At 50.6% G+C, this 25,502-nt stretch carries 18 protein-coding genes and 4 tRNA genes; 14 read left to right on the top strand and 8 right to left on the bottom strand.

Annotated elements, in window-relative coordinates:
• Positions 1-159 precede the first annotated feature (159 nt).
• The 3 genes from GZZ87_RS12675 to GZZ87_RS12665 all read left to right on the top strand — a co-directional run bounded on the left by GZZ87_RS12675 (position 160) and on the right by GZZ87_RS12665 (position 3,378).
• The gene (locus GZZ87_RS12675; RefSeq protein WP_162024991.1) at positions 160-756 is read left to right on the top strand and encodes a sigma-70 family RNA polymerase sigma factor; all 597 of its coding nucleotides are present in this window, start codon (positions 160-162) and stop codon (positions 754-756) included.
• Positions 757-758: 2 nt separating this feature from the next.
• Positions 759-2,792, top strand: coding sequence for a serine/threonine-protein kinase (locus GZZ87_RS12670; protein WP_162024992.1), 2,034 nt, complete (start codon positions 759-761; stop codon positions 2,790-2,792).
• Positions 2,793-2,910: 118 nt separating this feature from the next.
• Positions 2,911-3,378, top strand: coding sequence for an LEA type 2 family protein (locus GZZ87_RS12665; RefSeq protein WP_162024993.1), 468 nt, complete (start codon positions 2,911-2,913; stop codon positions 3,376-3,378).
• Between the two features lie 165 nt (positions 3,379-3,543).
• On the opposite strand, the gene GZZ87_RS12660 is transcribed toward GZZ87_RS12665, so the two are convergent.
• The 5 genes from GZZ87_RS12660 to GZZ87_RS12640 all read right to left on the bottom strand — a co-directional run bounded on the left by GZZ87_RS12660 (position 3,544) and on the right by GZZ87_RS12640 (position 10,876).
• Positions 3,544-4,233 (bottom strand): prepilin-type N-terminal cleavage/methylation domain-containing protein, encoded by a 690-nt coding sequence (locus GZZ87_RS12660; protein ID WP_162024994.1) that lies wholly within the window; start codon positions 4,231-4,233, stop codon positions 3,544-3,546.
• Between the two features lie 115 nt (positions 4,234-4,348).
• Entirely contained in the window at positions 4,349-5,170 is an 822-nt protein-coding gene (locus tag GZZ87_RS12655; RefSeq protein WP_162024995.1) for a lipopolysaccharide kinase InaA family protein, read from the bottom strand.
• Positions 5,171-5,187: 17 nt separating this feature from the next.
• Complete coding sequence (locus GZZ87_RS12650) at positions 5,188-6,294, bottom strand: M20/M25/M40 family metallo-hydrolase (RefSeq protein ID WP_162024996.1); 1,107 nt, start codon at positions 6,292-6,294, stop codon at positions 5,188-5,190.
• A gap of 116 nt (positions 6,295-6,410) precedes the next feature.
• Complete coding sequence (locus GZZ87_RS12645) at positions 6,411-9,659, bottom strand: ribonucleoside-diphosphate reductase subunit alpha (RefSeq protein ID WP_162024997.1); 3,249 nt, start codon at positions 9,657-9,659, stop codon at positions 6,411-6,413.
• A 134-nt stretch (positions 9,660-9,793) separates the two neighbouring features.
• A complete protein-coding gene (locus tag GZZ87_RS12640; protein ID WP_162024998.1) occupies positions 9,794-10,876 on the bottom strand; it encodes a ribonucleotide-diphosphate reductase subunit beta in 1,083 nt (360 codons plus the stop codon).
• A 458-nt stretch (positions 10,877-11,334) separates the two neighbouring features.
• Here GZZ87_RS12640 and GZZ87_RS12635 point away from each other — a divergent pair, with 458 nt between their 5' ends.
• From GZZ87_RS12635 to GZZ87_RS12590, 10 genes are all read left to right on the top strand, one after another.
• Complete coding sequence (locus tag GZZ87_RS12635) at positions 11,335-11,976, top strand: sigma-70 family RNA polymerase sigma factor (protein WP_162024999.1); 642 nt, start codon at positions 11,335-11,337, stop codon at positions 11,974-11,976.
• A 61-nt stretch (positions 11,977-12,037) separates the two neighbouring features.
• Positions 12,038-12,460 (top strand): hypothetical protein, encoded by a 423-nt coding sequence (locus GZZ87_RS12630; RefSeq protein ID WP_162025000.1) that lies wholly within the window; start codon positions 12,038-12,040, stop codon positions 12,458-12,460.
• A 3-nt stretch (positions 12,461-12,463) separates the two neighbouring features.
• On the top strand, positions 12,464-13,054 hold the full coding sequence (locus GZZ87_RS12625) for a DUF3106 domain-containing protein (protein ID WP_162025001.1): 591 nt from the start codon (positions 12,464-12,466) through the stop codon (positions 13,052-13,054).
• Between the two features lie 83 nt (positions 13,055-13,137).
• Positions 13,138-13,210 (top strand) — tRNA-Lys (locus tag GZZ87_RS12620).
• Positions 13,211-13,215: 5 nt separating this feature from the next.
• Positions 13,216-13,291 (top strand) — tRNA-Thr (locus tag GZZ87_RS12615).
• Positions 13,292-13,548: 257 nt separating this feature from the next.
• A tRNA-Lys gene (locus tag GZZ87_RS12610) sits at positions 13,549-13,621 on the top strand.
• A gap of 5 nt (positions 13,622-13,626) precedes the next feature.
• Positions 13,627-13,702 (top strand) — tRNA-Thr (locus GZZ87_RS12605).
• 290 nt (positions 13,703-13,992) lie between these two features.
• Entirely contained in the window at positions 13,993-14,454 is a 462-nt protein-coding gene (locus tag GZZ87_RS12600) for a radical SAM protein (protein ID WP_162025002.1), read from the top strand.
• A 14-nt stretch (positions 14,455-14,468) separates the two neighbouring features.
• Complete coding sequence (locus GZZ87_RS12595; RefSeq protein ID WP_162025003.1) at positions 14,469-15,404, top strand: type I phosphomannose isomerase catalytic subunit; 936 nt, start codon at positions 14,469-14,471, stop codon at positions 15,402-15,404.
• A 115-nt stretch (positions 15,405-15,519) separates the two neighbouring features.
• Complete coding sequence (locus GZZ87_RS12590; RefSeq protein WP_162025004.1) at positions 15,520-17,301, top strand: SulP family inorganic anion transporter; 1,782 nt, start codon at positions 15,520-15,522, stop codon at positions 17,299-17,301.
• A gap of 664 nt (positions 17,302-17,965) precedes the next feature.
• Here GZZ87_RS12590 and GZZ87_RS12585 read toward each other — a convergent pair.
• The 3 genes from GZZ87_RS12585 to GZZ87_RS12575 form a co-directional block, all read right to left on the bottom strand.
• Positions 17,966-18,289, bottom strand: coding sequence for an HU family DNA-binding protein (locus tag GZZ87_RS12585; RefSeq protein ID WP_244648098.1), 324 nt, complete (start codon positions 18,287-18,289; stop codon positions 17,966-17,968).
• Positions 18,290-18,578: 289 nt separating this feature from the next.
• A complete protein-coding gene (locus GZZ87_RS12580) occupies positions 18,579-19,628 on the bottom strand; it encodes a right-handed parallel beta-helix repeat-containing protein (RefSeq protein ID WP_162025005.1) in 1,050 nt (349 codons plus the stop codon).
• Positions 19,629-19,840: 212 nt separating this feature from the next.
• Entirely contained in the window at positions 19,841-23,299 is a 3,459-nt protein-coding gene (locus GZZ87_RS12575; RefSeq protein WP_162025006.1) for a DEAD/DEAH box helicase, read from the bottom strand.
• A 310-nt stretch (positions 23,300-23,609) separates the two neighbouring features.
• Between GZZ87_RS12575 and GZZ87_RS12570 the strand changes: the two genes are divergently transcribed.
• A complete protein-coding gene (locus tag GZZ87_RS12570) occupies positions 23,610-25,406 on the top strand; it encodes an endo-1,4-beta-xylanase (RefSeq protein WP_162025007.1) in 1,797 nt (598 codons plus the stop codon).
• The last annotated feature ends 96 nt before the right edge of the window (positions 25,407-25,502 follow it).

Here is a 25,502-nt window from a genome sequence, read left to right as displayed (position 1 = left end):
CGTAGATCCGCAAGAAAGCCATCTTACACCTCCCCCCGGAAAGGGTTCGCCATCTTCGAACTCGTTGCGATTGATCCTATAACCTTATATACCAACACAACCGCTCCAATTGGTGCACCCGTGTGCATTTTTTATATCTTTTTCTTTCCAAGACACACTATGGCTCATAATTGGAAAACCCGACATACACTGATCGAAGCAGCGCGCAATACAGGCGATGAGGCCGTATGGGCAGAGCTCGTCACGCATTACCTGCCCTTTATCCGTCACTTGCTCCAGCAGATTGGCATTCCCCCATCAGAGTTGGAAGACATTGCACAGGAAGTGCTTATCACGCTCTGGAAGAAACTCGAACTCTATAAAAAGGAAAAAGGAAAATTCCGCACCTGGCTGGGAACGGTGATTCGGCACACCGCCTACAACACAGTGGACAAACGGAAGCGGGAGCAGCGTAAACGCGACGCCCTGCGTGACGAACACAGTGCCGAGCTGAACCAGTATACCGAACCAGAATTTCAACAAATCGTTGATGAAGAGTGGAAGAGCTACTTAGCCAACCTCGCGCTCAAACAGCTTGAGACCGTTTTTGGTGAGAATGCCCGGCAGTGCTTTCTCGATGGAATGCAAGGCATCAGTGCCGGCGATACCGCCGAACGCCTAGGGCTTTCAATTGAAACGGTCTATTCCTCGCGCAAGCGGGTCAAGGCACGCTTGCTGCGAGAACTCCAGCACCTACGTCAACAAATCGAGTTTTAAGCATGAGCGCAGAGCACACCAACCCCACAAACGATGCCGCAGATAAGGCACTGCGAATGATGTATGATCTCACGGAGCAAATTGATTCGCTTACAGAAGATGAAATCAACCCCTCCTTTGCATCGATTGTGCAGGAAGTAGATCGTTATGAGATCATCGAAGAGATTGCCTCCGGTGGCATGAAGCAAATCTTCAAGGCCTACGACAAGTATACCCGTCGCCACGTGGCCATGGCCCTGCTGGCACCAGAGACTCCGAGCGACCGCTTTGACCCCTTCATTCATGAAGCCTGGATCGCCGCACAATTGGATCATCCGAATATAATCAAGATCCATGACCTAGGTATCACAGCTGAGAAACGGCCGTTCTTCACGATGGATCTGAAGTCAGGTCAGTCGTTGCAGCACTATATTGAGACGCTCGAACAGGACACGCCCTCATCCACTGAAAATGTGTCACTCGATCTCTATATTCGTATCTGCGACGCCGTCGCCTATGCGCACGCCAAAGGCATTCTGCATCTGGACCTGAAACCGTCCAACATCCAGATCAGTGGCTATGGAGGCATCGTGGTGTGCGACTGGGGACTCGCTAAGATCGTTGGCGAGCACGACTTACACAGCCCCGAAATTGAGGCATGGGACCTGGATGAAGATTTAAAAGCCACTGGCACGCTACACGGACAAATTAAAGGAACGCCTGGCTTCATGGCCCCCGAACAGCTCGCAGCCGATGGCGACAAGACTCCACGCACCGACATCTATGCGCTTGGTTGCATTCTCTATTTCCTACTCACCCAAAAGAGCCCGATCACCGGAACCAACCAAGAGATCATCACCCGCACCACCGACGGCACATTGTCACAAACCCTCTCGCTTCCCCAAACGGAACTGCCACCGCCACTAAGAGCGATCATAGCCAAAGCGACGGCGCCCCGGCCTGAAGACAGATACAAAAATGCTGAAGACTTGGTGGACGACATACGGCAGTATCAGGATGGCTACTCCCCCTCCGCAGAGCAAAGCAGCTTCTCTCAGGAACTCGCGCTGTTCTATCGCCGTAACCGAACCGTGAGCAATATCGTCTTGGGCGCTAGTCTACTGCTGATGCTCTTCACGACACTGTTCATTAGTCGTATCGAGCAAAGCAAAGCCAGCGAGCACGAGGCCCGACTAAATGCTCAACAGGCACTGGCTCTTTACGACCAAGAGCACACTGCCCGACACGAACTGAGTAAAACCTTCTCGCTGGAAAAATATGAACTGAGTCGGCAACTAAGTAACGAATACTTCTACGGCCGCCCCATCGAAGCAGTCGAACAAGCCTTTGCCGAAATTGAAACCGGCCTCAGCGTGGATCCCAATAATGAACTCCTCGCCCGTCAGAAACTGTATTTCAATTTCCTGACCCTCAACTTTAAGGCCGCGAATGAATACAGGGAAAACTACAGCGGAGAGATCAAAGTCATCAACGATCTACTCCAAATAATGGAAATACTGCCATCGATTGACAGCAGCGCACAGCGGCCCCCAATCAAAGCATTCAGCGACGTCATACAAATGATGGCAGCCAACAAAGAAGCATCAAAGCGCAAAGCCTTAATCAAAAAGATGCTCACCTACGATGTTGCGACACGACAAGACCTACAAGGCTACGATCAGGTCATCAAGGAGGTGCTAAAGTTTTTCAATCCCGAATGGAACACAGAGCACTTCCACTACAACACAGAGCGCAAACACCTAGCTCTTCACGGTGAAGGACTACACATCCTTGCGCTTGCTCGAGAAGACGAAAAACCATCGCTGCTCTGCTTTCTCCCTATTGAAACACTCGATATAAGTGACTCCAACATTTACTCGCTCACTCACCTCTTCGGATTGGAACTTAAAGAACTAGATATCCGTAACTGCCTGATATCCAACCTATACGCCATCGATCAATTCCCTACCCTACAACGACTTACCATCTCCCCTAACCAATTCACTGAAGAGCAAATCGACGCCCTGCCAGAGTCCATACAGGTGGAAATACGTTAAGCACAGACTATCTGCACAGATCGTAATTGGTTTCCGCTCCCGCTACACACACAAGAATGAGTCAGGTGCGGCACGAATCCGTCTTGCGGAATATGAGTGGAGCTCCTAGCGTTCCCCAATGAAACCTTCGCTCCGTGCCCTCCTGTCCCTCACTCTCATAGCAGCTCTCGGATTGAGCGGTTGCGCGACGCTCGACAAGAACCACATCGACCCAAAGGTCGATGTCGTCGGTATCAGTAAGAGCGAAACTGGTAGTAGCGCACTGCAATTCACCATTCAGCTGCGTATCGTGAACCCCAATGCCGAACCCATCAATCTCAGCGGACTCTACTATGAGCTTAGCCTGGAAGGAATCGAAGTCGTAACGGGCACTGCAAAGGATCTGCCATCGATTGAAGGCTACAGTGAAGAAATTGTCTCAGTCAGTTCAGCTGCCAGCTTATTTAGTAGCGCCCGCCTCCTCCAGAAACTCATCAATGCTCCACAAGATATGCTGAACTACGAATTGAAAGCAAAGCTCGGCACAACCTCAAAATGGATGCCATCTACGACCGTCGTGGAGACTGGCGAGATCTCGCTACAGTAAGGTAAAGCCTCCTCACATTTTTTAAAGTTCAAGGCAGCACCTTCTCGATACGCAATGGCAGAGCTCGGTAACCTCTAGTCCAGACTCAGGGAATCAAATAACAGACATAATTGTAGGCGCATACTGCGCCTACAAATCTCTTAAGAAGTAGTTACCAACTACTGGCTACTGACTTCTGAGTGCTGCAGGATCTTCGAGTGCGAGTGTGGCTTGATCCGCATCGAGGAGTTCCACGCTGCCATCGAAACGAACAAACATGCCCTTCGTATTATCCTCGTGCCGGTTCGTTGCTACTTTTTTCGTGTTCACAAACCAGTTGGTCGAATCACCCATAAAAATACGGGTAGCCGGCTCCTTGATCATACCGAGCTTAAAGTCTTCACCACGGCCATCTTCAATTGCCGCCTCGTTCCAATAGACGTTTTCAGCAGTCGACTCTGGCAGGCGAATTTTGACGTTCATCCCCACTCCACCGAGCCAAGACTGTTCCGAATTATACTCTTCGAAAAACGGATCTCTAAAGATTTCAAGATCAGTTCGGACCTGATTCTTCTCGGCACCGACTAGATAAGGCGACAATAGGATCTGCCAGAGCTCACCACCATTGCGAGCATCCTTCGCAGGACAGGTGTAGCCCTTATTGTCATTGGCATACAGTGTATTGGCGATGAAGTATTGACGGTAGTTCGACGTCTTCTTCGTCATCATAGAGCGTTCTCGCACCTTCCCTAGCGCTGGGATTAAAATAGCGGCCAACACACCAACAATGGCGATAACGGTCAAAAGTTCGATCAGGGTAAAGCCACCTTGGTGGCGAGTAGCATAAAGCTTAGAGGATAGTAGTGGTTGCTTCATACCCACTACTATGCGCATAAAGCCACCCGCGTCTAGTTCATCTATCAATCATTAACATATAAATTAAAATGAGAAAGTGAACTCATTTAAACTCGCGACACTTTAGCTCTATAACCTAAGCCACTGCAGGTTTCAGCGCTTTACCTACCCGCAGGCTCTTATCTGTCTCCAGTTGATCGACTAAGCGTTGTTGCTTCGGGTCAAACGACTCGACCTGAAAGTAATCGAGCAGGAATTGTAGTTTCTGCTCACGACTAAGAAACCGGCTATGCCTCAAGAAGCGTGACAGATCTTCAGTCACAAACGTCTTTGCGCTCAGTGGACGCCTGGCACGCTCGAAATCGATGAGCCGTATTTGATGCTCTGGTTCGGATTCTGTGCTGATGAATACATGCTTCGGCTTGTAGGCAAAATGCGCCCAGCCAGTTGCATGCATAGCACGCGTCGCGTCCGCAACTGCACGCAATGCCTTACGAATCGAGGTATCAGACTGTGACTGCGTCGATCGAATCGTTTTCAGCAAACCCTCTAACTCAACAAAGCCTCTGAGCTCCTTGGTAATGATCAACGAACCGACATCGCCATCAGCCGTGCGCCATTTAGCAAAAAGCAGCAACTCAGGCAACACACCCAAATCTTTGAGCGCCTCGAAGGCATCCATCTCTCGTTCAAAAGTCAGTCGCTTCTTAAAGCTATTGCCAATGGTGCGGTAGCAGTGGTTATTCTGAATCTTCAAAAAAAGCGCAACCTGCTCATCTTTCGGCGCATCGGGATTCAGATACAAGCGGGACACCCCACTCCAGCCCCCGAGCCGTTTGTTCGGACGCTCAAACCAATCGAACTCACGTGTAGTGAGCGATTCGACATCCAAGAGTCCCGCAACAGAAAGTTGCTGCTCCCATTCGGGAGCAACATGGATTTTCTCAATTCTAAACATCAATCAGGCGACTTGCTCTACCAAATACCGCGCTCACCCTTCTTAAGTGACTTGGAAACTGCCACCAACAGTTGAACGGTGTGCTCTATGTCTTCTAGATCGACCATTTCGCTCGGTGTGTGCATGTAGCGCAGTGGGATAGATAGCAGCCCTGTAGCAATTCCGGACTGAGCAACTTGAATCGCGCGCGCATCCGTGCCAGTCGGGCGCGGATCGGCCTCGATTTGATACGGGATGTCATTCGCTTCCGCTGCTGCCACAATCTTATCAAAAATGACTGGGTTGATATTCGGGCCACGACAAATGATCGGACCACCGCCCTGTTTGAACATTCCGTATTTACGCGGATCGCAATCCGGCGAATCGGTAGCATGACCAACGTCCACTGCGATCGCAAAGTCTGGGTTTTCAGAGAAGGCAGCAGTCATCGCACCGCGTGTGCCGATCTCTTCTTGAGTCGTCGCAGCAGCAGTCACTCGAGCAGACAGCTTCTTCTCTTTCGACAAACGAAGCACTGCTTCCATGACCGCATAAGCACCAGCCTTGTCATCAAATGCACGAGCCACACCAACACTGCCACGAATCAACTCGAAGCTCTGGTCATATACCGCGCTATCGCCAATACGCACCAAGGCCTCAGCTTCTTCCTTATTCTTCACGCCGAGATCGATCCAGATTTCGTGTGTCTCTGGAACTTTCTTACGATCCTCTGGGCTCATCAAGTGGATGGCACGCTTACCAGTGACACCCTTGACCACACCATTACTTGTCAAAATCGACACACGACGACCAGAGATCATCGACTTATCATGGCCACCAAGCGTATCGAAATAGACGAAGCCCTGATCATTGATATAGGTAATGATGAGGCCTAGCTCATCGATGTGACCTGCAAAGAGGATCGAAGGATCACCCTCTGGGTTTACTGTGGCAAAGCGATTGCCCATGGTATCCTTACGATACACATCGACTTCCGATTCAACATGTTGATCGACTACTGCTTGTGCTTCGTATTCATGCCCAGTTGGGGAGCGTGCATCAAGCAGATCAACTAGAAATTGAGGAGCCTGGTAGGCGGTTGTGCTAGGTTTTGAGGCCTTCTTCGCGGTTTTCTTTTTTGGCATGTCACTAGATGTAGAGTGGTTGTTTACGAAGCGCACGAATTTTTATAAAAAAAAGCCGCACCCTTTCGGATGCGGCTTTTAACACTAATAAGATAATAACACTATCTTAAGGAAACTTACTGGCAGGCTTCGCACTCTTCGCCGTTCATCATGGCTTCGAGGGAGCAGGCTTTGACCTCTTCTTTGGTGAACTCCTTTTTAGGAGCGGCGGCGTCGGTTTGGCCGGCGCGGCCGCGGACTTCCTTCTTCACGCTGGTCGTGGCTTTCTCAATATTGGAAGCACCGAGTGAGCGGAGGTAGTAAGTCGTCTTGAGTCCCTTGCGCCATGCATCACGATACATGTGCGAGAGTGTCTTGATGTCCGGCGACGCGATGAAGAGATTGACCGATTGTGATTGGTCGATCCATTTCTGACGACGTGCGGCAGCATCGATGAAGTATTTGTATTCGATACCGAATGCTGTGGTGTATTTCTCGACGAGGTCTTGTGGGACGCCTTCGATCGCATCGAGCTCACCATCGAAGTATTTAACTTGGTCAAGCATCTCAGCGGTCCAAAGGCCGCGATTCTTGAGGTCGCGGACCAGGTGGGCATTGAGCACGATGAAGTCGCCGGAGAGATTACTCTTCACGAAGAGATTCTTATAAGTCGGCTCGATGCAGGGTGTGGTGCCCATGATGTTGGAGATCGTCGCTGTTGGAGCGATCGCCAGAACATTGGAGTTACGCATACCGTGCTTCGCGATCTTTTCGCGCAGTGGCTTCCAGTCCATCTTACCAGCACGTGGCACAGCGACTTCTTCGCCACGCTCTGCTGCAAGCATATCGAGTGTGTCTTGTGGCATGAGGCCGCGATCCCACTTGGAGCCCTTATAGGTGCTGTAAGTGCCGTGCTCTGCAGCGATGTCGCTGGATGCTTCATACGCATAGTAAGCAATCGCTTCCATGAACTCGTCATTGAACTCGACGGCTGCTTGAGAAGCAAAAGCGATGTCCTTCTTATAGAGTGCATTTTGTAGCCCCATGATACCAAGACCGATTGGGCGGTGACGGCTATTGGCTGTCTTCGCAGATGGTGTTGGGTAGAAGTTAATGTCGATCACATTGTCGAGTGCGCGCACTGCGATACTGATCGTTTCGCGAAGCTTGGCGTGGTCGAGGTTACCATCCTTATCCAGGTGCGAGTCGAGCACGACCGAACCGAGATTGCAGACGGCCGTTTCTTCGTCGCTGGTATTAAGCGTGATCTCTGTGCAGAGATTGGAGCTATGAATGACGCCGCAGTGATCTTGTGGGCTACGAACGTTGCAAGGATCTTTGAACGTGATCCAAGGGTGCCCTGTTTCGAAGATCATCTTGAGCATGGACTTCCACAGGTCGATCGCGGGACGCTTTTGACCGAAGATTTCGCCGCGCTCAGCCATGGCTTCATATTCGCAGTAGCGTTCTTCGAAGGCTTTACCGTAAAGGTCGTGCAGGTCTGGGCATTCGTTCGAGCGGAACAGTGTCCACACGCCACGTGCTTCCATGCGCTTCATGAACAAGTCTGGAATCCAGTTGGCTGTGTTCATGTCGTGCGTGCGGCGACGGTCGTCTCCGGTGTTCTTACGCAATTCGAGGAAATCGTCGAGGTCGTTGTGCCAAGTTTCGAGATACGCACAACCGGAACCGCGACGCTTGCCACCTTGGTTGACGGCTACGAGTTGGTCATTGTGCAACTTCAGGAATGGGATGACGCCTTGCGACTCGCCGTTGGTGCCTTTAATGAAACCACCTGTGCCACGAACCGCAGTCCATGAACCACCGAGGCCGCCTGCCCATTTAGAGAGGAAGGCATTGTCCGCGATACCACGGTGCATGATTGACTCGATGCTATCGTCGACCTTGTAGAGGTAGCAAGACGAGAGCTGTGAGTGCAGCGTGCCGGAGTTGAAGAGTGTCGGCGTAGAAGAGCAGAAACGACGGCTCTTGTAGAGGTTGTAAAGGCGCAGTGCGTAACCTTCGCGATCGTCCTTCTCGTGATGGAAAAGTCCCATGGCGACACGAATCCAGAAATACTGTGGCACTTCGAGGCGGAGGTGCTTCTTGGCTGTCTTATCGACGATCAAGTAGCGGTCATACATGGTCTGCACGCCGAGGTAATCGAAATCGAGATCGGCGGATGGATCGAGCGATGCTGCGATCTTATCGAGATCGAAGTCGAGCAGCTTGGGATTGACGCGGTCGATTTCGATGGCGCGCTTCAGGTATGGCTTGAAGCCACGGCGGTGCGCTTCTTTGAGGCTATCGACGCCGTCGCGAACGATATCCCAGCCGAGCACTTCTTCGTAGATATATGTAAGGAGGACACGTCCTGCAAACTTGGCGAAGTCGGCATCTTTCTCGATCATGCTCTTGGCATTGAGAATGATGGTCTTCTGCAAGTCTGCGCGCTTCATCTCTGGGTAGAGTGAGCGGCGCAGTTCTTTCTCAATCTCAGCGGCACTGAGATTGAGGTCGAGGCCGATGGAGCCGAATTCGATGCGGCGCTTGAGATCGATTGCATCCCAGAAATTGGTGTCACCGTTTTCTTCGGTGACGACGATCATGGATTCTTGCTCGCTCTCTGGGACGGGAGCAATGCCCTCTTCTTCGCGAACATGTGAACGGCGCGCGCGATAAAGAATGTAAGCCTCAGCCACCTTGAAATGACCTTGGCGCATCATCTCTTCTTGGACGGCGTCTTGGACGTCTTCGATGTTGATGAAGGCTTGGCCGCCGACGTTGAGGCGATCAGTCACCGCACGTGCAATGTCGATGGCTGGCTCGGAATCGAGGTGCAGGGAAAGGAACGACTTACGCACAGCGATCTCGATCTTGGACTCGCACCACGGCACGACCTGACCGTTGCGGCGGATCAAACGGATGGCGACTGGCTCGCGTTCGTCGAGACGCTTAGACTTGTTACGTCCAAACATAAGGCTGCGGGCGACATCGTGCGCATCGCTCTCGATCAGTGCCTTCTCAATCAGCATGTGGATGTCATGCGTGGACAACTTGAGTGAACGACCTTGATCGATTTGATCGGCCAACACTGCGCCCACACTGTCTGCAACCTTGGCCACAAACTTTTGATTCACATCGGTGAAAATCTCCTGCTCATCACGAGAAAGGAGCAGATCGGTCAAGGCAGCACCGATCGTATCAGCGATTTCTGCGAGGTCGAAATCACGCTCGCCGCCTTCGGCATCGATCTTAATTTCTGGACGTTGGAAACGGTCATCACCGAGCACGCCGGCCCAGTCGAAGCGAGGCTTCTTTTCTTTAGGGGTAGTGGCGTAACGCTTGAGTTCGAGATCTTCTTCGAATGAGATTTTTTGGATCATTAGGTGTTATTTGGCTAAGAGTTAGTAAGTGGTTTGGGGTGGCTGGGCAGGCCTAGTCAGTGTGAATCAGTCGTATGAAAAACGGAGTGCGAACATGGTCCGCACTCCGGAAATGTTAAATCGAAAAGCTTTGTTTACAGATCGTCGTCGTCGAATTGACCAAGGGCAGATGCCTTCTGGTATTCAGTGACTCGACCTTCGAAGAAGTTTTGCTCCTTCTTAATATCCATCATCTCCGCAAGCCATGGGAATGGGTTTTCGGCACCAGGAGACAGCGGCTCGAGGCCAACGTCTTCGAGGCGGCGGTCTGCGATGTAATCACAGTATTGGCAGAACTCATCTGCACTGAGGCCGACGGAATTGACCGGCAAGCAGTCGCGGATGAAGTCTTTCTCTAGAGAAATGGCTTCGCGCATCAAGTCGCGTAGCTCCTCTTTAAACTCAGGTGTCCAGACATCTTCATTCTCTTCAACCAAATCCATGATCAAGTTACGGAAGACCTCAATGTGGTTGGACTCGTCGCGCAGCGTGTAGCGGAACATCTGGCCGATACCTGGGAACTTGTTCTGGCGGTAAAGCGACAACACCATGCCGAAGAGGCCATAGAACTGTGTGCCTTCCATGCACTGACCGAAAAGGAAGAGGTTCTTGGTGAATGCTTGCTTGTCCTTAGTGGTAGTCAAATCCATGTCGCGGCGTAGGCCACGGGAATTGGTCACGACGAAGTCAGTCTTGCGCTTGATCGTCGGGATATCTTCGAACATCGCCTCACACTCGTGCGGATTGATGCCCAGAGAGCTGATCATGTAAACCAAGGAATCAGCGTGGATATTCTCTTCGTGAGCGTGGCGACCGAGGAGAAGCTTTAGCTCTGGTGCTGTGACAAGCTCACGGGTCACATGCTGGATATTGTCACCTACAATGCCTTCCGCCGCAGAGAAATAACCGATCGCCATCTTAATAATCCAACGCTCGGCATCAGAAAGCTCAGCACTGCGCCAAAGCTCTACATCCTTCTGCATTGGGATATCTTCCGGCTCCCAATGATTGTTCTTCATGGTCTTATAGAGATCGTAGGCCCATGTATATTTGAGCGGCAAAATGTTAAAGAACATCGTGTCTTTACCATTAATGATCTTTTTCGCGTTGAATGCCTCTTCTGCTTTCGCTTGGTCAAGAACGAAGGTTTTATCGCCGATTGTATAGGATTTTTCCATTATTAGTATGAGTTGTAGATGTGACTTAAAAATTCGCTCAAAAAGGACTAAATTACAGTCAACTTAACAGAGACAGCTGTCGCAGCATCTGAAGGCGTTGAAAGGTAGTAAGATAGAACGTATTGGGTAGCAAACGATGTCGTTCGGAAGTCAGAACAGTGTGTGCCTATATCTCCCCTGTCAAATAAATGAACACTGTATATCGTATATTTATGTAAAAAACGCACTACATCTAGTGACCTGACCTCATGGGCCTGTAAAAAACTGTGAATAACTCAGACATCAAATCGTTCGTATCCCGCATACTTACAGACCTAATCGGCAAACGACAGAAAGGTCGTTTTATGTGCATAAATATCCCCAAAATAATGCACCACTTCGACTGCGCCATGATGCGGTGAATAAATCATACGATTTCGTGCAACTTTCTTTGCAATATACCGATTGATTGAGTAAGCATGATTACACACGAACAGACCACGACAGGAGTTTGGAGCACATCTCCAACCGCGCCAGCTGGTATTATGGAGAGAGCACCCCAAACCACTACCCCCACGCCGATCGTTGAAGATATTGACAGTGCCTGCCTACGTGCCCTCGCTGAAGGTGATCGCAGCGCTTTCGCCAGCCTCGTCGAGCGCTGGCAGACTCGGCTGATTAATTTCTTTTACCGGTCAACACACAATCGCGCAGATGCCGAAGACCTCGCCCAAGAGACTTTTCTCGAACTCTATCGTGCCGCCTCACGCTATACCGCGCGCGGCACCTTCAACGCCTTCATATTTACCCTCGCCCGTCGCCGGCTAATTGATAGCTATCGCAAAAGCTCAAGACGCCCACTCGATTTCATCGACCCCACCGACTTCGTCATGCAGCAGCAAGCCGAAGCGAACGACAACACACGCGAAATCGAAGAAGCCTTTCATCGCGCACTGACCGCACTCCCCGAGAATCAACGTAGTGCGATCCTCTTACTACAACAACAAGGCCTCGCCTACGAGGAAATCGCAGAATCCCTCAATGCCAGCCTCAGCTCAGTCAAAACCTGGATACACCGAGCACGCACACACCTGCGCGAAGAACTCAAAGACTTCGCTTAACGCACCGCCTTCACCTTCATACCTGTCACCAGCCAACTTCATACTTTCCAACTCTATCCTCATGAAAACAACAGACCCACGCGACCCACTCGACAAAAAGATCGACGACCTCTTCGCCAGTCGTCCGATCACGCCCAGCGACGACTTCGCCGCACGCGTGCTCGCCGCCGCGGACGAACTCCCGGCTAAACAAACCCGCACCAGCCCCATCGGCCAGCTACTGCGCTTCGCCTTGCCTATCGCCGCAGCGATCGCAATCGCGCTGACCTTCACGCAATTTAAGCCAAAGGCTCCCACCACTGAAGTCGCAAGTATTCCCACGCCCACAGAGACACACGAAGCCACCAACAACTTAAGCACTGCGGACATGCAGGAGATCTTCATACTCGAAGAAGCCCTCGCCTCACTCAGCACGCTTCAAGACGACACCTTAGACAACGCTGACCTGCTCAGCACATTTGACGCCCTTTACTTTGAAATATAGGCCATGAAAGCAACACAACTATTACCACTCCTACTCAGTGCGCTGATCACGGCAACCAGTAGCTTTGCTCAAGACACAGCACCAGAGAAAAAGCCAGAGCGCCCAAGCCAACGTCAAAGCAGAGATGCAGGACCAGGCAAAACAAAAGGCGGCGGCGAAAGTCGTCTCCTGCTGCACCTACTTGAAATGGATGACGCGCAGCTCGCAAGTATTCGTCAAACCGTCGAGCGTATCGAGAAAATGCCTCCAGAAGAAAGGCAGAAGATGCGTGAGCGGATCGGGAAGATGCGCGACATGCCTCCAGAAAAAGTCGAAGCGATGAGAGAAAAGTTCAAAGCCATTCCACAAGAGCAACGCGAAGCAATGCGTGAGCGCTGGATGAGCATGACCCATGAAGAGCGCAACGAATGGCGTGACAAACTCAAAAGAATGTCACGAGAAGACCGCAACGCTGTATTTGAAGAGCAAGGATTCCTAGCACCACCCACGATCCGTGATAAAAATGGCTCGCGTGCACAAAACGGAAAAGACTCCAAGAAGCAGCATCAGCGCGGCCCAAAGCCCGACCCGACGGAAGAAATCGAAGAAAATTAAAAAAAACAATCGATGGCTTGACAGATACAAATTCTGTAGCAGTCTCCGCATCTTCGTTAACGATTTCGGTCGTAAACAAACTTGCTGGATTAGCTCAATTGGTAGAGCAGTTGACTCTTAATCAATTGGTTCGGGGTTCAAGTCCCCGATCCAGTAAGTAGGCCACCTTAGCTCAGTTGGTAGAGCAGTTGATTTGTAATCATCAGGTCGTCAGTTCGACTCTGACAGGTGGCTCCATTTTAGATCCCGCGGTTTTCCACAAGACCGCGGGATTTTTTTATGCCCACGTAACAAGCACGTGTAGAATCACAACAGGCAACTGGAGCACGAATCACACACGAAAAACGCTCAACCCAGCTCCGCGAATAGAAATCCGAACAGAAATATCTCACAATTATTTTCGAAGCACGAAGAATGTAATCGATGACTTGACAGATGCAAAATCTGCAACAATCTCCGCATCTTCGTTAACGATTTCGGTCGTAAACAAACTTGCTGGATTAGCTCAATTGGTAGAGCAGTTGACTCTTAATCAATTGGTTCGGGGTTCAAGTCCCCGATCCAGTAAGTAGGCCACCTTAGCTCAGTTGGTAGAGCAGTTGATTTGTAATCATCAGGTCGTCAGTTCGACTCTGACAGGTGGCTCCATTTTAGATCCCGCAACTTTCCACAAGGTTGCGGGATTTTTCGGCCTACACCAAAGGGTTCGAGCTAGGCGTTTGACCGAACTGGTTAAATTCCGCAGTATCGTAACCCAAGCTAAGACGATCAAGACATACTGATAAATACTCCACACACTAGGAGTCGTATTTCAGGGATTTCACTTGGCAAAATACAGGATAAGGCAAAAGCTCTAAGTATCAGGACGTGAAGTGGTTTACTACAACGTGAAGCACTTTTTGCATTCATTACGGTAGCAAGCTATCCAATCACAAAAAATGACACCAGATCCACAGAACACACCCAGCGTTAGAGAGGGGGTTCACGTCATAGCCAAAGCCATTGGACCGATCTGCAATCTAGATTGTAAATATTGCTTCTATTTGGAGAAGGAGCAGTTCGATCCGGAAAATGAAAAGTGGAGAATGTCCGACGAAAAGTTAGAGACATTTATTCGCGACTACATCGCCGCGCAGCCCAGCAAAGATGTTAGCTTCGTCTTTCGAGGCGGAGAACCGACACTTTTGGGAGTCGACCACTTCCGAAAGGTAGTCGAATTCCAAAAGAAGCACGCCAACGGCAAAACAATTGAGACCGCGTTTCAGACCAATGGCACTCTACTCGATGACGAATGTGGGCTCAATTATCCGTGCCCCTCATACAAGAAATCCTTTAATCTCATCGACCCCTCGATGAAGATTATGTCAGAGCAACGAAGAAATACAAAACAATCACCCTAAAACACATCTAATATATGAAACACATACTGCTTAGCCCAATCTACCAAGAACGCGTATGGGGGGGCCGTAGCCTCAGCCACAAGCTCAACCGCACCTTGCCAGAGAATAAAGTGATCGGTGAAAGCTGGGAGATCGTCGATCGCCCCGAAGCACAGTCCACAACCAGCCAAGGCCAAACGATCCGCGAACTCATCAGCGCCGACCCCGAAAGCATCATGGGTGCGGGATGGCCTGCCGAGCGTCCATTCCCAATTCTGGTTAAGTGGCTCGATTGCCAAGAGAAACTAAGCCTCCAAGTTCACCCACCCGCCGACATCGCACAAAAACTGAATGGCGAGCCGAAGACAGAGTGCTGGTATATCGCCGATGCCGAACCGCACGCTACATTAATAGCTGGCCTCAAAAACGGCGTCACACGTGAAGACTTCGAAGCGGGTCTGGCCAACAACACACTCGAATCACTGGTGCATACCATATCGGTGAAAGCGGGTGAATCGATCTTCATCCCGAGCGGCCGTATTCACGCAATCGGCGGCGGCAATCTCATCCTCGAGATTCAGCAAAACTCCGACACCACCTACCGTGTTTACGACTGGGGACGCGTCGGACTCGATGGCTCACCACGCGACTTACACATCGAGGAGTCGCTGAAGAGTTCAGATTTTAACGACTTCGAACCCGACACGATAAAGCCTAATGGAGGCTCACAAACACTCGCCGAAAGTGACGTGTTCGACCTACGCAAAGTATGCCTCAAGGCGGGAGAAACACTGAGCTTCGACGCAACACAGCCGCGCATCTTAAGTGTCCTGATCGGTGCACTCAAAGAAACTACTGACGGCGCTGAACTCCAGCGGGGAGATAATGCACTCTTGCCAGCGTCACAACAATTTGCATATAACGCTCTCCAAGATACGGAAGTGCTCATCACTGAAAACTTCAATCAATAATTTACAGGCTCCGGGTGGTTATAATACCCCAAACGCAACACCGTAACCATTCGGAGCCCCCCCTCCTTACCCACATTGCCGAACTCACACACACCACAAGCAAACGGGCAGCAATATGGGGTTCACACTATTTTCAAATGTAACATCGGCATTTAAGGCCAGCGGGCTACGTCTCTTTCCGCTTAAAGACGTCCTAAAAAACTACACCTTGGCCAAGGCCAAGGCAGACTCGCGCGCCGCCGTTAACGTCGCCCTGCTCGACTTCCCACAGGCGATGGCCTACGCGCTGATCGCAGGCCTACCCGTGCAACTCGGCATCTATTGCTCGGCGCTCTCCTCGATCACCGGCCCCATGCTCGCCAGCTCACGCTTTGTGATGCTTGGCCCGACCAACGCGACCGCAGTCATGTTGCTCAGCGCATTTCTAACGCTCGGTTACGATCAGGCACAAGCGGTGGCCGCCCTCCCAGTGCTGCTGCTCATGGTCGCAGGCTTCATGATTCTCGGGGCGTTTTGCAAAGTCGCCAGCATCGTGCAATACGTATCCCGTTCGGTCGTTACCGGCTACATCACAGCTGCGGCCTGCTTAATCATAGTCAACCAACTCAAGACCGTCTGTGGCCTTGATGTTCCACGGGCTGGCACCTTTCTCGCCTCGCTGATCATTATTATAAAATCCATTCAACTCAGCCAATGGACTTCCATACTCGTTGCTGGCATTACACTTGCCATCTACTTACCACTCAAGCGCTATGGTAAAGCACTGCCAACCGTCGCACTCACACTCGCACTGATTGCGGTGATCACAGAGTTCGTCCTAAAGCCACTTGCAATCACAGTGCCCATGCTTGGCGGCGTCTCCTTCAGCTCATGGCCGCTGACTCTCCCCTCCGCGACACTCACGGATCTGCCAATATTAGCAAATACTGCGTTGGCCATTGCCTTCCTCTCCTTATTGGAGAGCGCCTCCATCGCCAAGACCCTCGCCGCACAAGCGGGTGATCGCATTGATCTAAATCAACAAATGCTCAGTATGGGGGCCGCCAATGCCGTCGGCGCATTCGGCTCAGGCATGTCCGTGTCCGGTTCGCTCACACGCTCGGTTCTCAATTTCAATAGCGGCGCAAAAACTTCCATGTCCAGTATGATTAGCGGCATGATAATGGTCGCTGGCTTAATCCTGCTCGGCCCCGCCATCGCCTACATACCAAAGCCCGCGCTTGCAGCGCTCGTCATCACCGTCGGCTTCTCGCTCATCAACAAAGAGCACATTCGACTCTTCGTAAAAACAACCAAGAGCGATGCCAGCGTATTCTTCATTACCCTTGGTAGCGGACTCGTGCTCTCGCTCGACACTGCCATCTACATCGGCACCGCCGCGTCCATCGTGCTATTCATTCGTAAGGCCGCACGTCCACAGCTCAAAGAAATCGCCTTTGACGAGAAAGGCGCACTGGTCGAAAAAGAACTCACACCACCCGAGCAACGCCGCCCGAGCATCGCAATTGTGCACATCGACGGCGACATGTTCTTCGCCTCGTGCGATACGCTGCTAGATCAAATGCGCAATCTCGTCGAACACCCAGAGATGCGTATCATCATCCTACGCACTCGCAACGCGCACGCACTAGACGGCACCGCCGCCATGGCGATTCGAGACCTCATTCGCTTCGCGCGCTCCAGAGGCCGGGACATCATTGTCAGTGGCGCACACCAAGAAGTCGAAAGTGTCTTCCGCAACTCAGGCCTGTTAGACGAGCTCGGCGAAAAAAACTTCTATCGCTGGAATGAAAACCAACCAAACCTATCCACCAAGTATGCGCTCAAACGTGCACAAGAGATCCTCGGTCAGGAAAGCGCAAACATCACTATCTACGCCAGTGAGAAGAAACAGTAGCCGAAATACGCACGAAGACATTCAGACTCAAAGTCAGACCTGCATGAATCTAAAAAGAGTAGTTAGGAGTTAGAAGACAGGAGTTATGAGCTGATCATCAGTGATCATAAACCATCGACCATTCGCCAAATGGCTTCGCCCTTCGCTTGCACACAAGGGCATTATAAAGTGTCGCTGCGCTCAGCAGGCGAAGCTCTAAGCACTTCATTACCAAAGACGAACTTGCTGCGCCATCTACGGCAGACCTCCGTCTAACTCCTGAATATAGGATGAACCAGATCAGGATAGCTCATTCGATCCTACCACTCTGCGACGACTTGGAAGCCCGACTCAGATCCATTCAGGCAAAAAAAAGGTTCATCGTCGATTAGCGGGATGGCTGTTCAGGCACACCGCACACTGGGGAGTATCTGATTCAAATTTGTGGTGCATGCGTCCTTCTGTTGGTTTGTAATCATGAGCTGGTCGAATGGCAGGAGAACATGGCTTCGACTACGCAAAACAGGCTCTCTCCGAGAAGCCCGTGCCACAACGCAATTGAGCTTCGTTCCATCTCTGTGATTCACTGCACAACGAGTCCGTTCCCCATCATAGACGATGAACAAAAAAATGGGCTCCACGCAAGTGCGTGGAACCCAATAAAAAATTCAGGGGTAAACTGAAATTAGAGCTTAGCAGAAATGGATGGAGCCGCCTTGAAAGAGATCTTACGCTTAGCCTTTACATTCACAGATGAGCCATCGAGAGGGTTACGAGCCTTACGTGGAGCAGATGCACCTACGTAGAAATTACCAACACCTGGTAGTGCAGCGACGACAGCAGGCTTAACAGCAGCTTCACCCTTTTTCGGTTTCTTGATTGCTTTGGCAGCCTTTTTAAGTGCTTTCAAATAAACAGCTCCGACAGCATCAAGTGTGCGCCCTGCTGCTGCTTTGCTTTCTAGACCAAGCTCCTTCTGGAGCGCTTCAACGAGTTCGTTTTTTGTCATAATTATTTTGTTATCTGTTAAAGCCAACGCACCAGCGATGGCACTAGAGTAATCAACCTAGACACATTCTTCTAAATACCAAGCATTTAGATCATATAGTTGACAGAAAAATGAGTTTTCTTGATAGCACCGTTATCACGAATCCCCAATTATTAATAGGCTTGGTTGCAATCAGCTCGGTCGACATTCTTATTAGTCCCCTGATTTATAATGACTCCGCATGATTCACCGAATGTATCTGAGCTGTTCACCCCCATCCGCAGAGGGTATGTAGTAAGATTGTGAATCTCTACATGGCTTGCTGCTTTAACGGGTGCATCACGACTACGAACCACATCGTATTGACCAGCGATATCAATTGTGAGTGCTTGATTCGATCCATTGCAGATCCTCTAAAGGTAATGTAATGCCCGTTGCCTATAATATACGCCAATTGACTATTTCCATTATAGGACTCGTCATTGGACAAGATGGTGATGTCTGCCCTGCAATTTCGGTTGGACTCATAATCAATACCAAACACTGGCCCATAGCGGGCATCGCCACGACAGTTGATAATGTCCCCAGACCCGATACAGAACCCACGTTCGCAACCTATCGTAGTTGAACCTCGAACGAGTTTTTTGCCTTTAGCATGTGTCAGGGTGATGCCAGTTCTCATATTCTTGATCGTGCAATTGACTACAGTCACATGGGTTGTGCTTCGCTCGTATGCTTTACCATCGATCACCGTGTGACCACCGTTGTAGGCTCGAATGACACCCTCTTGAAGACTCATCATAAAACCTGCTGGAAGCGGATATCCCCAGACGGTTTTAAAGTCCACTTTGTCAGCGGGTGAACCACTGCCCCGCTCCGCCAACATATCATCCGTTGAGCGAATTTCACCTTCGACGTAACAATCCTCGATCAGCGCATTATTTGCTGCCTGCATGTAGATAGCGTGGCCATAGGCCATGTGCATCATGGTGCACGCCTTGACATGATTCGACTCCCCTCGGATCAATATGCCGCAATGCTTAAAATGCTTGATCACATAGTTCCCGCCTTTGCCGAATGCATCGCCATACCCGTAGGGCCGTGAGCCTTTGACAGTCATATGGAAGCCTTCAATACGATTATACGAACCATCCAGCACCACATTAGTTGCCCGCCATGTCGGCCGATCTGTCCTAGAACCGACATCGACCATCTTGAGGTTCTTTAAGACATTGTAATTACCGAGGATCTGCAATTGGTGCACATCTTCACGGCCAAATGCTTTCAGCAGATCGGTATCAAAGTTGATCGTGACGCCTGTAAAATCATAGGTGCTGTGATGCCCCGTGACTTTGAACAAAGGATTACCATATGTGCCATTCTTAACATCCGCAGCACTAATAGAATAGGTGCCTGGTTTTCAGTTTCACATGCACATGATCGTCATCCAGAAACTCCAGTAGCTCACTTGGAGAACACACTTCTACTTGTGCCGACACAGACGTCGTTAAAAAGCAAAAAAGCAGGAGGTGACAAATCCGTAGCATTGTCTGGCAGTATTTCTGGGGTATACTAACCGTTAATCAGGAATTCGAAATCGGTTCGCGAAAGACCACTATGTGAGGATTGTGCACTTGGCTCATCGACTAGCTGCCTAAACAACTCCGCCTTGCGAGCTTTTAGATCCAGCATGCGTTCTTCGATGGTATGCTTCATGACGAGTCGTTGCACAAATACGGAGCGCTTTTGACCGATACGGTGGGCACGGTCGCTCGCTTGATTTTCAACTGCAGGGTTCCACCATGGATCGACATGAAACACGTAGTTAGCACGGGTTAAATTCAGACCGACGCCACCGGTCTTGAGACTAATAAAGAAAAACGAAGGGCCGTCCTCGGACTGGAACTCCTGCACGAGCTTCTTGCGCTTGGCCATCGGCGTATGGCCATCCATGCGCAGGTAACGCACACCAGCCTGCTTCGCGACTTTCTCCATCTGATCCAACGCACCGCGAAACTGCGAGAAGACGAGCGCGGCGTTGCCTTCGGACTCCAGCTCTTCGAGCTTATCGGCCATATAGGCAAATTTCGGTGAGAGTTCTTTGAGTGGCTTATTTAGCAACTCGGGACTGACGCAAACTTGGCGTAAGCGTAAGATGGCCGCGAGTGCCACGATGCCTGCTTGCTGACCGGGACGATCCTCAAAAGCTTCGGCCACTTCCTCACGCACCTCCGCAACAGTGCGCGCATACATCTCTTTCTGCATAGGAGACATTTCGAGGAATAATTCGTGCTCCTCCTTACGTGGTAATTCTTTGAGAATCTTGTCCTTCGTTCGGCGCAAGATAAAAGGCTTAGCACGACCGAGCAGGCGCTCAGGGTCTCTTCGAAAAGCTTCCTTAAAGTGCTTGAGAGTGCCAAAAATGCCCGGCACCGAGGTCGACAGCACCGAGTAAAATTCGCTGATATTATTCTCAACGGGCGTGCCAGTGAGGCAGAGCGTGAAGCGCCGCGTCACACGAGCAGCGGCTTTGGTGCGTGCAGCTGTTACATTCTTCAAGCTATGAGCCTCATCAAACACAACGACATCGAAGTGATGCGCTTCGTAGGCGGCGACTTCGACTCGAACACGATCATAAGTAGTCAGAATCACTTCCGCGGTTTCAAGCGCGGATCCTAAACTACCTCTCGTCAAACAATCCTGCACCCTGATGTCAGGCGCGAAACGCTCAAATTCATCCAACCAATTAAACACAAGGCTCGGCGGCAACACGATCAGTATGGCGCCAGTCTTATCCTTGAGGTCTGTCTGCAAGCGTTCTGCAATAAACCCGATGGTTTGCACTGTCTTACCGAGTCCCATGTCATCGGCGAGGCATGCTCCGAAACGATGCTGATAGAGGAACTCAATCCACGCGCAGCCTTCATTTTGATACGGGCGTAGATCCGCATTAAAGCCCTTTGGAAGCGTAAAGGGGGCAAGTTGCTCAAAGTCTCGCAGACTTTGAAACAGTTCTTCGGCCTCTGGTGGCAGTGTGATCTTTAAACCGCTACGACGCATCGAGAGCCAATCCAACATTTCTAATCGAGAGATTTGAATCGCCTCCTCGACATGCTCACCGCGCTTCGAAACACGAGCGCGATCCTTTTTAGCAAACATCTCAGCAAGCAAGTGCATGCTTGCCTCTTCATCGACGCCTAAATCTGGGATAATCCAATTACCCTCGTCATCTCGGAGTAATAGCTCTCCTCTAACCAACAATTGCCACTCGGCTCCTGATAATTGTCGATCATTGCATTGAATGGATGGGTGTAGTGCAAACCAGTCGATATCACTCTTGCGCTCCAACTCACTGGTCAATTCCACCTTAACAGGCGCGGATCGAACCGACTGATTCTCATATTTAAAATCAACCTGCATGGTTCGCGACACCAACGACGCGCGCTGCAGCATCGTCTCACGCGCACCGGTGCCCTCGACTGAGAAGTGTCCCTTCTCTAACAAGCGAATATCATCGCGAGTTTCAGGCTCAAAAAAGCTAAAAATCGACATCGCGAGACGCTGAATGGGGATCGGATAACTCACCCATTCCGCAGTCGCTGAATCAACCCCGAGGACTCGATAGCCGTCGGCTTCAGCGCTCAGCACCTGATCTAAGCCACTGAATATCTTTAATACGATGCTTTCCTGATAGGCGCCAAAGAACTCTGGAATCTCACCCGACACGCGTGCTCGAATGCGTAGACGGCCTTCTGCATCTGCTGCAACGTATTGGCGTAAAGTATCCATCAACGCACGAACACGCGATTTGGCATTAAAGAAATCACCACGCTGTTCAAGAACGGGCTGCAAAATATGCTGAATGAGCGGCAAGAGCGAGATGCGGTGCCCGCGAACCTCGATTGCAAATCCGAGCGCTGCAGTTCGAGCATTAGGGCCAGCAGTCATATTGACAGCCAGCCTGACGTCTTTCTCTTCGACATGAATAATTGTGGAGTCTTCACCCTCGCACGCAAATCGCAATTGAGCTCCAGCAACCCATGCCTGTTCGAAAGGCAGCACAGTGGCGTGCATACTAAAATCATCGATCGACAAGGGTGATGGCAGCAGTCCATCGCTGCGGACAGAGTCATGACGTGCACTAAACAAGTGATAATATTCAACAGCGGAATTATCCCCTAAATCATACAAGGTGCCGTCTTCTGCTACGCCCCAATATGTATTGCCGAGTGCCCCAAGGATCTCAAGCCGCTCACCAGTATCAGATTGGCCAATCATTTTAGCGACGACTTCATCATCACAAATGTTGAGCACATATTGCGGTTGCAACGTGCCCTCACCTATTTTCAGCGGCTTACGAACCTGACCGACTTCGATCAATACTTCGACGCCATGTTCGTTCGCTTCAGATAGTAAGAGTGGTAATTCCGCCTCTACATCCTGTAAGCTAAATTCTCGAGCCAATCTTCGGGCAGTCGCATCACCTTCGGAGATGGAAGCGACCGCACTTAGGAAACCACCTGGCAATTGCCCCAGAATTTTAAACGCAATATCCCCGGTGCTAGGCTTAACCGTTAATAGCAGAGTATTTTTGACCGTTGTCACTTTGGCGACTTGAGCATGACTCACAGTTGGAGCATCTTCTAGCGATACGTAGCCAAGTTGACGACGAAGCTCCCGAATATACGTATCCGGCATGCTGATACCTTCGAAACTCTTCTCATGTATCGCACTATACAAGGCAGCTGCTGCAGCAACGCAGTGTTTACACTGGCCTAGATTTTCCCACGCAGGGCAATCACAACGATGCTCTAAATTGCCAGACTCGCCCCAAAGATCGACCCGATAGGGCTTACTGCGACTGCCCCAGATCGTTGCAACCATCTCACGAGAGACTGAATCCCAACGCAAATTCTTAACCGCATGCGTTCTAAAATACGCTAGGCCTTGTTGTAAATACGTAGGATCTGCCACGCGTCGAAATGCTTCAACGGGTAGATCTTCAAAGACTCTGAGTGCATCACTATTCATACTGAAATCGGAGCTCTAAAATCACCGAAGCCGTCTATAGCACGGACTTACGGCGATATGGCGACATTTTTCGTGGATAATTTCCCTTTGTTTGTTGTGTGAGGCACATTTGCATAGCGAGATAGGCGAATACTAGCTGTCGAATGACAGCATCTCTGGAAGTGGCCCCACCCCCACAGAAGGTGCGCATTCTCATTCTTTCTACGGCTAGCATAATTATTAAATTCACTGGAGCTTAATAACAACATCCTCACGATTATGAAATCCCCGCGCTCGCACTGCGCCACTCTTAGACCTCTTTCGACTTACTATGTATTCATTGATACGCCCGACCATCACAGCCTTACTACTTGCCTGCGGTAGTGCACTACACGCAGAGATTACTACGCTTGCAGAACTTGAGGCGGCATTTCCTGCAGCACAGTGCACCAACCATAACGCAGATCTGCAACGTATCGCGGAGTCGATCAAAGACGATGCAATGCTTTGCACCGTTTCCTCAGTCGAGGGACTCGAATTTAAAAACTGTCTAACCATCGATGTTCGCCAGCCGAGTGACACGCCTTACTATCCGTCGGTCACATTTACGCAGGATTTCGAATGGAAAAAGGGCGACGTCGGTATGGTGGCATTTTATGCACGGTCGGTTTCGAGCGAAAGTGCGATTGGAGCGAATGGTATGTTGATGCAGTTTAAACCTGAGAGTGACCACTGGGCGGCATATTACTTGAAAGATATGTGTTTAGACACTGACTGGCAGCTCGTGATGGCTCCATTCGAGGTTGGGTTTGATGGCGTCAACACGTCGCTAAACCTCTTCTTTGGTAGCATTGAGCCACAGGTGCTCGAACTAGCGGCAGTCACAGTCTATAAGTATAACGACGAAGTAAGCCTAGCAGAGTTGCCCCGATCGAAGATCATCTACCCAGGGCAAGACGCCGACGCAGCGTGGCGTGCCGCTGCAGCCGAGCGTATCGAGCAACACCGAAAAGCACAACTCTCGCTGAAACTAGTAGATGCCCATGGCAAACCCGTTAAAAACGCACAGGTCCGTGTTGAGATGACACGTCATGCGTTTGGATTCGGTGCCGCGATCTCGACCGAGCGCTTAGCCTCGCCGAAAGTTCCGGCCGATCAACGTGCGAGTTATGCAGAGATTTTAAAACGCACCTGCAATCGAATCACGCCAGAGAACGCGATGAAGTGGCGACTGCACGAGCACATGAAGTATAACGTGCCAGCGATGCTGGATTGGGCCAAGGCCAACAACATCGAGGTGCGCGGCCACTTATTCGTATGGCCTGGCTTTGAGCGCCTCCCTGATGGTTACAATCTCTATAAGGAGGACCCCGAGGCCTTTCGTCAGGATATCATCGACCACATTTATGAATTCGCGAATCTCTTCCCCGACTCCTTCACCGAGTGGGACGTGATGAATGAGCCCTATACCGAGCATGACTTCATGGATCTGCTGGGCAAAGACGTCGTGCTAGATTGGTTCAAAGCCGCGCGCGATGCGAATCCAAACTATACAAACTACATTAACGATTATGGCATTCTATCGGATCGCGATCAAAAGCATCAGGATGTCTATTTCGACTGGATTCAATACCTCGTCGACAATGATGCCGAGATCGATGGCATCGGATTTCAAGGTCATTACAAGAGCCCCACACCGCCCCAACTAATCTGGGAGCGTCTGGAACGCTTTGCAGCGCTCGGCCTGCCGATGCAGATCACGGAATACGACTTCGATCATCCGGACGAAGATCTACAGGCGCAGTTCACCGAAGACTTCATGACCATTGTCTTCAGCCACCCGCAGATGACTAGCCTCGTCACCTGGACATTTTTGGAGAACACGTTCCGCCCGGACGGTGCCTTTTATAATAAGGACTTCACGCCGCGCAAAGTCGGCTTGGTCTGGGAACGCTTGATCAATGAAACCTGGAAGACCGATGAGAGACACGCTTCAGATAAGAACGGCGAACTGTCACTCAGCGCCTTCAAGGGCGACTACCGAATTACCATCGAACACGATGGAAAAACCAGCGAGCACACGGTTGAGCTGGATCAGGAAACTGAGCTGGAATTGTTAATTCCATAGTCGAAGTGACAACGCCAGTAGTTCTCCGCGCTTGGATCACGCCTCAAGATTACTAATAGTGCATATACTATGTCATATTCGTAATCTTATACATCA

It is taken from the genome of Lentimonas sp. CC4, from assembly GCF_902728235.1.
In the GTDB taxonomy this organism is placed as follows: Bacteria; Verrucomicrobiota; Verrucomicrobiia; order Opitutales; family Coraliomargaritaceae; genus Lentimonas.
This window is presented reverse-complemented; position numbering and strand designations above follow the sequence as displayed.

What these genes read in the sequence shown, in the direction of transcription:
- GZZ87_RS12600 (WP_162025002.1), top strand. Translation starts at nt 13,993, where the DNA reads ATGACACCAGATCCACAGAACACACCCAGCGTTAGAGAGGGGGTTCAC.
- GZZ87_RS12630 (WP_162025000.1), top strand. Translation starts at nt 12,038, where the DNA reads ATGAAAACAACAGACCCACGCGACCCACTCGACAAAAAGATCGACGAC.
- GZZ87_RS12590 (WP_162025004.1), top strand. Translation starts at nt 15,520, where the DNA reads ATGGGGTTCACACTATTTTCAAATGTAACATCGGCATTTAAGGCCAGC.
- GZZ87_RS12640 (WP_162024998.1), bottom strand. Translation starts at nt 10,876, where the DNA reads ATGGAAAAATCCTATACAATCGGCGATAAAACCTTCGTTCTTGACCAA.
- GZZ87_RS12670 (WP_162024992.1), top strand. Translation starts at nt 759, where the DNA reads ATGAGCGCAGAGCACACCAACCCCACAAACGATGCCGCAGATAAGGCA.
- GZZ87_RS12675 (WP_162024991.1), top strand. Translation starts at nt 160, where the DNA reads ATGGCTCATAATTGGAAAACCCGACATACACTGATCGAAGCAGCGCGC.
- GZZ87_RS12650 (WP_162024996.1), bottom strand. Translation starts at nt 6,294, where the DNA reads ATGCCAAAAAAGAAAACCGCGAAGAAGGCCTCAAAACCTAGCACAACC.
- GZZ87_RS12645 (WP_162024997.1), bottom strand. Translation starts at nt 9,659, where the DNA reads ATGATCCAAAAAATCTCATTCGAAGAAGATCTCGAACTCAAGCGTTAC.
- GZZ87_RS12595 (WP_162025003.1), top strand. Translation starts at nt 14,469, where the DNA reads ATGAAACACATACTGCTTAGCCCAATCTACCAAGAACGCGTATGGGGG.
- GZZ87_RS12635 (WP_162024999.1), top strand. Translation starts at nt 11,335, where the DNA reads ATGATTACACACGAACAGACCACGACAGGAGTTTGGAGCACATCTCCA.
- GZZ87_RS12660 (WP_162024994.1), bottom strand. Translation starts at nt 4,233, where the DNA reads ATGAAGCAACCACTACTATCCTCTAAGCTTTATGCTACTCGCCACCAA.
- GZZ87_RS12570 (WP_162025007.1), top strand. Translation starts at nt 23,610, where the DNA reads ATGTATTCATTGATACGCCCGACCATCACAGCCTTACTACTTGCCTGC.
- GZZ87_RS12625 (WP_162025001.1), top strand. Translation starts at nt 12,464, where the DNA reads ATGAAAGCAACACAACTATTACCACTCCTACTCAGTGCGCTGATCACG.
- GZZ87_RS12665 (WP_162024993.1), top strand. Translation starts at nt 2,911, where the DNA reads ATGAAACCTTCGCTCCGTGCCCTCCTGTCCCTCACTCTCATAGCAGCT.
- GZZ87_RS12655 (WP_162024995.1), bottom strand. Translation starts at nt 5,170, where the DNA reads ATGTTTAGAATTGAGAAAATCCATGTTGCTCCCGAATGGGAGCAGCAA.
- GZZ87_RS12575 (WP_162025006.1), bottom strand. Translation starts at nt 23,299, where the DNA reads ATGAATAGTGATGCACTCAGAGTCTTTGAAGATCTACCCGTTGAAGCA.
- GZZ87_RS12585 (WP_244648098.1), bottom strand. Translation starts at nt 18,289, where the DNA reads ATGACAAAAAACGAACTCGTTGAAGCGCTCCAGAAGGAGCTTGGTCTA.